Origin of the sequence: Hydrogenophaga sp., from assembly GCF_018780075.1 — a bacterium.
Lineage (GTDB): Bacteria > Pseudomonadota > Gammaproteobacteria > Burkholderiales > Burkholderiaceae_C > Hydrogenophaga.
This window is the reverse complement of sequence record NZ_JADMKB010000173.1, coordinates 1-8,935: the sequence shown is the minus strand read 5'-3', so window position 1 is coordinate 8,935 and position 8,935 is coordinate 1. Positions and strand designations below refer to the sequence as shown.

9 protein-coding genes are annotated in these 8,935 nt (G+C 67.7%); 3 read left to right on the top strand and 6 right to left on the bottom strand.

Annotated features, from left to right (window positions below):
- From IV088_RS25190 to IV088_RS25180, 3 genes are all read right to left on the bottom strand, one after another.
- The coding region (locus tag IV088_RS25190) for an ABC transporter permease (protein WP_291107560.1) at positions 1-611 on the bottom strand (611 nt) is incomplete at its 3' end.
- Positions 593-1,729, bottom strand: coding sequence for a branched-chain amino acid ABC transporter substrate-binding protein (locus IV088_RS25185; RefSeq protein WP_291107558.1), 1,137 nt, complete (start codon positions 1,727-1,729; stop codon positions 593-595). The genes IV088_RS25185 and IV088_RS25190, both read right to left, overlap by 19 nt.
- 152 nt (positions 1,730-1,881) lie before the next feature.
- Positions 1,882-2,883, bottom strand: a complete 1,002-nt coding sequence (locus tag IV088_RS25180) for a PQQ-dependent catabolism-associated beta-propeller protein (RefSeq protein ID WP_291107556.1) — start codon at positions 2,881-2,883, stop codon at positions 1,882-1,884.
- A 165-nt stretch (positions 2,884-3,048) separates the two neighbouring features.
- Between IV088_RS25180 and IV088_RS25175 the strand changes: the two genes are divergently transcribed.
- The 3 genes from IV088_RS25175 (at position 3,049) to IV088_RS25165 (ending at position 5,437) form a co-directional block, all read left to right on the top strand.
- The gene (locus IV088_RS25175; protein WP_291107554.1) at positions 3,049-4,095 is read left to right on the top strand and encodes a tripartite tricarboxylate transporter substrate binding protein; all 1,047 of its coding nucleotides are present in this window, start codon (positions 3,049-3,051) and stop codon (positions 4,093-4,095) included.
- Between the two features lie 25 nt (positions 4,096-4,120).
- Positions 4,121-4,864 (top strand): ABC transporter ATP-binding protein, encoded by a 744-nt coding sequence (locus IV088_RS25170; protein ID WP_291107552.1) that lies wholly within the window; start codon positions 4,121-4,123, stop codon positions 4,862-4,864.
- Positions 4,865-5,290: 426 nt separating this feature from the next.
- Positions 5,291-5,437: a hypothetical protein gene (locus tag IV088_RS25165; protein WP_291107550.1), complete on the top strand. Its 147-nt coding sequence runs from the start codon at positions 5,291-5,293 to the stop codon at positions 5,435-5,437.
- A 506-nt stretch (positions 5,438-5,943) separates the two neighbouring features.
- On the opposite strand, the gene IV088_RS25160 is transcribed toward IV088_RS25165, so the two are convergent.
- The 3 genes from IV088_RS25160 to IV088_RS25150 form a co-directional block, all read right to left on the bottom strand.
- Positions 5,944-8,049 carry a TonB-dependent receptor gene (locus tag IV088_RS25160; protein WP_291107548.1) on the bottom strand — a complete coding sequence of 702 codons (2,106 nt, stop codon included), beginning with the start codon at positions 8,047-8,049 and terminating at the stop codon, positions 5,944-5,946.
- Between the two features lie 139 nt (positions 8,050-8,188).
- Positions 8,189-8,581 carry a DUF779 domain-containing protein gene (locus IV088_RS25155; protein ID WP_291107546.1) on the bottom strand — a complete coding sequence of 131 codons (393 nt, stop codon included), beginning with the start codon at positions 8,579-8,581 and terminating at the stop codon, positions 8,189-8,191.
- Positions 8,582-8,734: 153 nt separating this feature from the next.
- Positions 8,735-8,935 (bottom strand): aldehyde dehydrogenase family protein (locus IV088_RS25150; protein ID WP_291107544.1); only part of this gene is annotated, 201 nt, incomplete at its 5' end.

Below are 8,935 nucleotides of genomic sequence, written 5' to 3'. Positions count from 1 at the left end.
GGGCTGATGAAGAACATCGGGAAGATCACGAAGTTCATGGTGCCGGCGAAGTTCTCCAGCTGCTTCACGTACACAGAGAGCATCAGCCCCAGCGCGGCCAGCATGGTGGCGCCGCAGGCCATGGCGATCAGCAGGCCAGGCAGGAACGCCGGCGGCACCTCCACGCCAAAGGCCCAGGCGATGGCGAGGAACACCACCATCTGCAACACCGACAAACAGGTGCCCGCGAGCAGCTTGAAGGCCAGCAGCCAGCCGCGCGCCAGCGGCGCGGTGAGCAGCAGGCGCATCACACCCATCTCGCGGTCGTACACCATCGAGAGCGAGCTCTGCATGCCGTTGAACAGGGCCACCATGCCCAGCAGGCCGGGCACCATGTAGGCCTTGTATTCGATGTAGGTCTCGTAGGGCGGCACGATGGCGACGCCGAACACGTTGTTGAAGCCGGCCGAAAACACCACGAACCACAGCAGCGGCCGCACCAGCGCCGAGCCCAGGCGCGTGGGCTGGCGCAGAAAGCGGTTGAGCTCCCGGCCCACCACCGCGCGCAGCGCGCGCAGCAGGTGCAGGGGCAGCGAAGGCGCCACTGCGGGATTCACGGCCGCGCTTTGCATGCGCTCTCCTGTTCATCGACACCCAGGGTGTCGAGCACGTCCTTGGGATGCAACACGCCGTCGAGCGGCGCAGTGCCCACGACACCGTCCACGTGGCTCAGGAACAGCGGCTGGCGCAGCTGGCCGTCCCAGGCGCGGAACGAGAGGTTTCGGCCCTTGAAGCCGTCGAGCGTGGTGCTGCCGCCGCGCAGTGCCTTGAGCTGCTGCGCCACCGGCGCCTTGGGGTTCTCGGCCAGCACGGTGGCCACCGCGCGGCCCGCGGCCCAGGCCGCCCAGTCGGGGCCCTGCATGGGTCGCTGCGCGAGCTTGACAAAGCGGCGCGAGAGCTGCGGGCCGCCGTAGCGTTCCCACTGCGGGTGCCAGGCCGTGCCCACCAGGCCGTTGGCGCCCACCACCGGGCGCGGCCACTGTGTGGCGTAGGGCAGGAGGCGCGCGAACTCGCCGTCGCTGTCCATCACCGCCACCACCTCGTGCTCTCGGTCGCCCGTGAGCAGGCGCGTGTTGCCCAGGTCGCGCTCTCGCGGGTCGCCGGTCAGCTTGAACGGCTTCTGCGCCACGACCTTGATGCCGAAGCGTTTGGCCGAGCGGTTGAAGGCCTCGGTCATCGGCACGTCGGCCGACAGGGGGCCTTGCAGCAGCAGCGCCTTGCGCCAGTTGCGCGCGGCGAGGTACTGCGCCAGCGCGTCGGCGAGCATGGCGCGGCTCGGGGCGGTGTGCAGCAGGTGGGCGGCGCACATCGCCCCGCGCAGGCTGTCGTCGTCCAGCCCGGTGTTGAACACGATGGCCCCGCCCAAGGCAGCGGGTGCGGCCTGCACCAGCGCGCGCAACTCGGCCAGCGGCAGGTCGGCCACCACGTGCTGCACCCGCAACGCCTTCAGCTCGGCCAGCGCCTTGGGCAGTGCCGCGGCGTTGGGCAAGACCACGTCCTTCACCACCAGCTCCAGCCCGGCCGCGTCCAGCTCGAACGCCGAATCGGCCGCCGCCAGCGTCACGCCGTCGATGGCGCGCCCGGTCGGGTGACCGGGGTAGCCCTTCTCCATGCGCCGCGGCGCGTGGCGCGGGTCGCCGTCCAGCGAGACCACCGCGATGGTGACCTTGGTCGCCGCGAAAGAAGGCAAAGAACACAAGCCAGCCAAGCCAAACAACGCCAACCCCGCCGAGCGCCACAGACCAAAACCCAGAATGCCGTGGAACCGGCTTCGCCGGGCCACAGGCATTGCCCCTCGAGGGGCGGAGCGGCCCAACGAAGTGGGCAAGTGATGGGGGTGGTTCATTTGCTGACCAGGACGGTGTGCGGCACCCGACCGGCCGGCACCGTCTTGATCGCCTTGCCGCTTGCCGTGTCCACCAGCGTCATGTCGTCCGACAGGCCGTTGGCCACGTACAGGGTCTTGCCATCGGGCGAAAAGCCCAGGCCCCAGGCGCGCTTGCCGACCAGGATCTGCTTCTTCACCGCCTTGCTCGCCACGTCCACCTCGGCCACGTGGTTCGCCCTGCCCAGCCCGACCCACATGCTCTTGCCGTCCGGGCTCATGGCCATGCCCACCGGGGTGATGTCGGCCTGGCGCATGCCCTTCACCTCGAACTTGACCTTCTGCTTTTCCGTGTGGGTCTTGGTGTCCACCACGCTGACGGTGGCGTCGAGCTCGTTGGTCACCCACAGCTCGGCGCCGTCGGGCGAAAGCACGAAGCGGCGCGGGCGCTTGCCGACCTTGATGTTCTTGGTGACCTTCTTCGTGCCGAGGTCGATCACGTGGACCACGTTGGCGACCTCGGAGGTGACATAGGCCGTCTTGCCGTCCGGCGTGACCAGCACGCCCTCGGGCTCGCCACCGGTCTTCACCTCGAACACCGGCTTCTTGGTCGCGATGTCGTAGGCCGCCATCACGTTCTCGTCCTCGATCGACACGTAGGCGGTCTTGCCGTCGGGGCTGAGGTCGAACATCTCGGGACTGTCCCCCAATGGAACAGTGCCGGTCAGCTTGCCCGTGGCGACATTCACCAGACCCAGGGCGTTGCTGTCGCCGCAGACCACCATGATCTGCTGACCGTCGGCGCTGAACGACATGTCGCGCGGGCGCTTGCAGACGTCGATGGCGCCTTGGCGCTCACCGCTCGCGTTGAACACATGGATCTGGTTGTCCTTCTCGCTGGACACATACACCTTGCCCGCGCCCTGGGCGTGGGCCGCGGCGAAGGCGGTGCACAGGCCAGCGGCCAGCAGGGCCGTGCGCAAAGCCATGGGCGAAGAAGGGGCGGTCGAAACAACCATCGGTCGGTCTCCTTGATTTTTTGGAATGGGTTATTGAAACGCCTGCCGGGATGCGCACCACGTAGGGAGAAACCCTGTGCTGTCACGCGACAGCCCTGCGGCAAAGCCGATTGCCGCAAAAATGATGCCAGTCAGACGGGAACAGAACTTGCCTGCCAGCCACCCATGCGCCCCATTGCTCCCCTGCCCACGATGAAGCCCCACACCGATCTGCCACCGCCCTGTCCCCCGACCGGCGTGCGCCGCCGAGACCTGCTCGCCTGGGGCGCCGGCAGCCTGTTGCCGCTCGGCTCGCTGGCCCAGACGCCGCCCGCCGCGTGGCCCAGCAAGCCGGTGCAGCTCATCGTGCCCTGGCCCGCCGGCGGGCAGACCGACCTGACCTTGCGCATCCTCTGCGAAGAAACCGAGCCGCTGCTGGGCCAGCCCATCGTGGTGGTCAACAAGCCCGGTGCGGCCGGCACGCTGGTGGCGCCGGCCCTGAAGGCGGCCGAGCCCGACGGCCACACCATCGGCCAGGTGCCCATCACCGTGTACCGCCACGCGCTGATGAACCACGTGCCCTGGGACCCGGTGGCCGACCTCGCGCCCATCGTGCAGGTCTCGGGCGTGAGCTTTGGCCTGCTGGTGCCCGCGAGCAGCCCCTTCAAGAGCGCCACGGAGCTGATCGACTGGGCGATCAAACACCCGGGCGAACTCATCCTCGGCTCCACCGGCATCGGCACCACCGCCCACCTGGCGATGGAAGACATCCTGCTGCAGCACAACGTGAGCTACGTGCACGTGCCCTACAAAGGCACGGCCGACCAGATGCTCGCGATCGCCGGCGCGCAGATCATGGCCGGCGTCAACTCCACCGGCTTCGCGCCCTGGGTCGACCGCGGCCAGCTGCGCCTGCTCGCCACCTTCAACGCCGCGCGCAACCCGCGCTGGCCCGACGCGCCCACGATGCGCGAGCTCGGTTACCCGCAGGCGATCTACACCTCGCCCTGGGGCCTGGCCGCACCGGCCGGCACGCCGCCCGCCGTGGTCCAGAAACTGCACGACGCCTTCCACAAGGCCATGTACCACGAGCGCCACACCAGCGCGCTCGCCAAGTACGATCAGTCGCTGGACTACCTCAACACCCGCGACTACCGCCAGGCCGTGCTGGCCACGGTGGAACGCGAAAAGAAACTGCTCGCGCGCATGAACCTGCTCGCCAAGCCGGCCTGAACGGCGCCCCACCCCCGATCCCCGCATGACCGACACCCTGCCGCTGCACGCGGACAACCTGCACAAAAGCTACGGCAGCAAGCCCGCGCTCAAAGGCGTGAGCGTGAGCCTGAAAGCCGGCGAGATGGTCGCCCTGCTCGGCCCCAACGGCGCGGGAAAATCGACCCTGCTGCAACTGCTCACCGGCCTCTTCAGCCCCGATCAGGGCAGCATCGTGGTCATGGGCCACGACATGCAGCGCCACCCCAGCCGCGCGCTGGCGTCGCTGGGCGTGGTGTTCCAGCAGACCGCGCTCGACATGGACCTGCCGGTGATGGCCAACCTGCTGTTCCACACCGACCTGCACGGCCTGCCGCGCGCGGTGGCGAAGCAGCGCATCGAAGCGGGCCTCGCCCGCATGGGCCTGGCCGATCAGGCCAAGGCGGTGGTGCGAAACCTCTCGGGCGGCACGCGGCGCAAGGTGGAGCTGGTGCGCGCGCTGCTGCACGAGCCGCGTGTTCTGCTGATGGACGAAGCCACGGTGGGCCTGGACCCGGCCTCGCGCCAGCAGTTGCTCGACACCGTGCGCGGCCTGTGCGCCGAACGCGGCATGGCCGTGCTCTGGGCGACGCACCTGATCGAAGAGACCAAGGTGGCGGACCGGCTGGTGTTGCTGCACCAGGGGACCGTGCGTTTTGACGGCTCGATCGATGCCTTCATGCAGGCTTCGCAGGGGGGTGATTTTCAGACCGAGGTCTTGCGCGCGCTCGAAAAACCAGGGATCGGATGAAATGGAAAGACCTGCTTCGAAGAAGCGGACACGCGCCTATGGCCTTTGGTTGCTGACACCAAAGCGGGGAATTGCAGACCCGCAAGTCTGGCGTGAAAACCGAGCAGGCTACGGCGTCCCAACGCGATTCCAGCGAGCCGTTGGGGTTGAATATTCACGTGGCCCGCATCCTCGCTTCCCAGATTCAAAGGGTGGGTACTTCGGACTTTCCCGGTATGGCCCGCCCCGATCACTGTTTCGCTCGCTCAATGGATTTTTTAGACCAACGACACTCCCCCACCCGAACTACCGACCAAGGACTGGTCTCGAAAAACGGATGCGCTCGTCTTCAGGCTATGCCGTTCTGTGGAGTCCACACATTCAGTACAAGTCAATACCCGGGCTCGCGTGGTTCGCTGGCAGGATCTACGTTCGAGAAGACGAGCCTTGATCCCTGACCGTCTGTTCCTGAAGGCGAGCGAGATGGTGGCCCTGATCGGCCCCAACGGCGCGGGCAAGCGTTGTTCGCTGATGGTTCGTTCGTGGCACCTCGCGTGCCAAGGCGTGTGCGCTCAGGCCGCAGCGATTGAGTGAGGCGGTCGGCGCTGTGCGCCGACTTCCCTGCGATGCTCGCGGCCGTGGCCCGTCGCCAAACTCGTTGCGTTCGCTGCGCTCTCTCTGCTCAGACATGGCGACGAATCAGTTGACGAAGCGCGCTGCGCGCGCGGCCACAATCACTGCGCTTCTCGGCGACTCACAAGACGCACTGCGGCCTGAGCGCACACGCCTTGGCAGAAAACGGGTTGGCGCACCAACGGTGGAGAGCCAAGTCATTTCATGCTGCGGCAGGTGCTGTCCGGTGGGGGCGATTTTCCGGGGTGGCTGTGGCCGCCTGTCTGGGGCCGGGCGCGCAAGTGCGCGCTTCGTTGACATACTCGCGGCCACTGTTTGAGCAGAGAGAGCGCAGCGAACGGCGCGAGTTTGGCCGCGCCGGCCCCAGACGGGTGGGCACAGCGAAGTCGGCGCAGCCGACCACCCCGGATGAGCCTCCACCGGGCAGCGCCTGCCACAGCCGCGAGGTACCGCACTTGCAAGAAGCGTCAGCGAGAAAACGCGTAGTTCGCCGTCACTCCCAAACTCCAGCTCCGCCCCGGCGCGGGCTCGAAGAAGCGGCGGTTGCCGTCGTTGGCGATGACCGAACCGACATAGGCCTTGTCGCTCACGTTGTCCAGCCGCAGGAACTCGCGCAGGCGCCAGCCGCCGAGCTTCTGCTCCAGCCCCATGCGCAGGTTGAAGACCGTGTAGGCCTGGGTGCGGTCGCTGTTCACGTCGTCCACGAACATGCCGCCCTGGTGCACCAGTTCCAGCGCGGTGGAGAAGCCGGGCAGGGACGCCGGGCGCCAGGCGAACTCGCCGAACACGCTGCGGTTCAACGTGCCGGGAATGCGGTTGCCGGACGCCACGGTGGCGCCGCCGGCCGAGGCGAACGCATCGACAAAGCGGGCGTTGAGCGTGGACAGCGCCCAGTGGGTGCTGAAGCCCTGGCCCAGGTCGCCCGTGTAGGCGAGTTCAAAGCCACTGCGGCGCGTCTTGCCCGCGTTGGTGTAGATGCTGCGGCCGCCGCTGCTGGAGGCCACCACGATCTCGTCGTCGGTGCCGATCAGGAACGCCGCCGCGTCGAGGCGGTGCCCTTCGGCGAGCCGGGTTTTCACGCCCAGTTCGGTGTGCAGGCTCTTGGCCGCCTTGAGCGCGAGGTTGGGACCGCTGCCCTCGCTGCGGTAGGCGATCTCGGTGAGGGTCGGGGTCTCGAAACCACGGCCCACGTTGAGGTACACGTTGGTCGTTTCGCCGAAGTGGCGCGTGAGGCCCAGCACCGGGCTGGTCGCGCTGAAATCGGCGCTGCCGCTGTCGTCGGGGTTGCTGTCGTTGATGAAGCGGTCGCGCACGCGGAAGTTCACGCGGCTGCTGCGCAAGCCGGCCACCGCGCTCCAGTCGGCGTTCACGGCCCAGTTGGCCTGGGCGTAGACGCCGGTGCTGTTGACCGCGTCGTCTTCGTCGCGCTTGAGCTCGCCCTGAACGCCCAGGTTGTTGATGTAGCCCCGACGGCGCTCGTCCATGCGGTCGTGGTCGAGGCCCAACGTGGTTTCCACCTGCCCCTCGCCGAGCTTCACGCGCTGGCGGTATTGCAGGCCAACGCCGCTGTAGCTGCGGTCGAGGTTCACGACGCCGCCCGCGGCGGTCGGCACCTGCTGCACGAAGAGCGGAATCGCGAGCCGGTTGTCGAGGTCACGCTCGCCCGCGTACACCCTTGCCGTGAGGCCGCTGTCCGGGTTCAGCCGGTGCTCGGCCACCAGGCCGATCTGGTTCTGCGACACGTCCTTGCCTGCTTGGGCGTCGATGGAGCGGCTGTCGGTCTGCTGCGGGTTGGCCGCGAGCTGCGCGCGCGTGAGGCCCAGCGGGTCGCCCGACTCGGGCTGGTCGAAGGCGTTGGCGATCAGCGTGTAACGCGTGTCTTCGCTGGCCTGCAGCCGCAGCTTGGCGTTGAGGTGGCGGCGCTGCGCCGCGCTGTTGGGGCGTTGGCCGTCGGTCTCGAAACGGCTGTAGTCCACCAGGTAGTTGAGCGCCCCGCTCTGCCCGCCGGTGTTCAGGCCGTAGCGGCGCAGGCCGTTGGAGCCGGTGAGCAGCGAGAAGCCGGCTTCGGGGGTGGCCGGACCGTCGGCCGTGAACACCTGCACCACGCCGCCGGCCGCGTTACCATACAGCTGCGCCAGCGGGCCGCGCAGCACCTCGATGCGCTGTGCCGAACCCAGGCTCACGGTCGACGCCTGGCCCTGGCCGTCGGGCATCGTGGCCGGGATGCCGTCGACGATGAGGCGCACGCCGCGGATGCCGAAGGGCGAGCGCGAACCGGAACCTCGGATGGACAGTTGCAGGTCCTGCGCGTAGTTCTGGCGGTTGAGCGCCGTGATCCCCGGCACGCGGTTCAGCGACTCCGAGAGGTTGATCCGTGGCCCGGCGGCCTCGATCACGTCCTGCCCCACGGCCTGGATGGACGCGGGCGCGTCAAAGCTCCTCTGTTCCTGCCGGTTGGCGGTGACCACCACCTCTTGCAGGGTGGTCTGGGCCTGGGCCGCGCTGGCGCTGCTCAAGGCGATGAACAGCGCGGCGTTCAGGCGGCGCAGGACGAAGGTGGGGCGAGGGTTCATGTCGTGTCTCCAACAAATCGCCCGGCGCGTGCGTGCGCGGCGGGTCGGTGGGGGTTGTTTCCCCCGATTCTGGCTACAAGTTCTGTGCCACGGTGTCTTTGGGGTCAAGGTGTTCGGAAATGGAACACCCGTTGTGCCATCAGCGATTCGATGTCCTGTCGGCAGCCCGGTCTTCCGCGTCCAGCTCGGCCATTTCCGCCTCGGTGAACACGCGCGAGCGCGTGAGAAACGCCTTGCCCTCCGGCCCTTCGAGCGAGAAGGTGCCACCCTGACCGTCGATCACGTCGATGATGAGCTGGGTGTGGCGCCAGAGCGCGTATTGCGCCTTGCCGATGTAGAAACCGCAGCCACCGATCTCGCCCAGCCACACGTCGCCCGCGCCCATGGTGATCTCGCCGGGCAGGTAACAGTTGGCCGCGCTGCCGTCGCAACAGCCGCCGCTCTGGTGAAACATCAGCTCGGGGCCGTGTTTGGTCTTCAGGACCTCGATGAGTTCGACCGCCGCCGCGGTGGCGATGACTTTTTCAACCATGGCTTGTCTCCTTGCGCGAAAAAGGAAAACGCCGAAACGAAAGATCCGTTTCGGCGCGAAGTGTCCCAACCCAGAACGCAGCGGAACCGGCTTTGCCGGGCCGCCAGCGTTGCCCCTGTGGGGTGACGCGCCGCAGGCGCGGCGCGGGGGAGATTAAAAGAAGCCCAGCTTGTTTTCCGAATAGGAAACGAGCAGGTTCTTCGTCTGCTGGTAGTGACCCAGCATGGCCTTGTGGTTTTCGCGGCCCAGGCCCGATTCCTTGTAGCCACCGAACGCGGCATGTGCCGGGTAGGCGTGGTAGCAGTTGGTCCAGACGCGGCCGGCCTTGATGGCGCGGCCCATGCGGTAGGCCAC

Excerpts from the sequence above, each read along its gene's own strand:
- IV088_RS25180 (WP_291107556.1), bottom strand. The coding sequence starts at position 2,883 with ATGGTTGTTTCGACCGCCCCTTCTTCGCCCATGGCTTTGCGCACGGCC.
- IV088_RS25175 (WP_291107554.1), top strand. The coding sequence starts at position 3,049 with ATGCGCCCCATTGCTCCCCTGCCCACGATGAAGCCCCACACCGATCTG.
- IV088_RS25170 (WP_291107552.1), top strand. The coding sequence starts at position 4,121 with ATGACCGACACCCTGCCGCTGCACGCGGACAACCTGCACAAAAGCTAC.
- IV088_RS25160 (WP_291107548.1), bottom strand. The coding sequence starts at position 8,049 with ATGAACCCTCGCCCCACCTTCGTCCTGCGCCGCCTGAACGCCGCGCTG.
- IV088_RS25155 (WP_291107546.1), bottom strand. The coding sequence starts at position 8,581 with ATGGTTGAAAAAGTCATCGCCACCGCGGCGGCGGTCGAACTCATCGAG.